Origin of the sequence: Rhodopseudomonas sp. BR0G17, from assembly GCF_010907025.1 — a bacterium.
GTDB lineage: Bacteria > Pseudomonadota > Alphaproteobacteria > Rhizobiales > Xanthobacteraceae > Rhodopseudomonas > Rhodopseudomonas palustris_H.
Map to the genome: position 1 here is coordinate 1 of NZ_QUML01000088.1, position 695 is coordinate 695.

Genomic DNA, 695 nt, shown 5'->3' on the forward strand with positions numbered 1-695 from the left:
AGGCCGCGCAGGCGCAGATCCATGCCCTCAGCGCCACCAAGACATCCGTCGGTCGCCTGGCCGGCTTCCTCAACGACGGCTCGATGTCAGCGAAAACCGCAGAGCTTCTGCTCGCCGACGCCAAGGTGACGCTCAAGGATCTGGCCAAGAGCGAAGACCATCCTTTGCAAGTGTCCGAAATAGAAATCCTGCTATTGCTCAACGTTTCAGATGTCGGTGTCGCGCTGGGAAAACGTGACGACGTGCTGAATGACGCTCAGCGCGCCGTTGCATTGACCGAACGCCTACTGAAAAGCAGTCCCCCGAGTCTCAGCCTCCTGCACCACCTCTATGCCGGACAATTTCGCATCGGCGACGAATTGGCTTACCGAGGTTTGAACGCGGATGCCGAACGCTACTTCAATATGGCTCTGGAAAATGCCCGGGAGGGGCAACTCCGCGAACCGGGAATCGCGCAACGTCGGCTCGACGTCGCATTCGCCCTCAACAAACTCGGCGACATCTACAAACTCAAAAAGGATTGGCAGAAGGCACTGGAGTATTACGGCGAAGGACTGACGATCGCCGGAGGAATGGCCGCAACGTCTCCCATCGAGGTTGCGACACAAAAAAGCCGGATCGCTCAACTCCTCAACGAACGGCAGGATCCGGATGATGACGCGAAAGCGCTCGCGATGTATCGCGATGCGCTGAGC

The 695-nt window shown here is 58.1% G+C and carries 1 protein-coding gene; it reads left to right on the top strand.

The window, feature by feature from the left end; genetic code table 11:
• The coding region (locus DY467_RS25320; protein WP_205502815.1) for a tetratricopeptide repeat protein at positions 1–695 on the top strand (695 nt) is incomplete at both ends.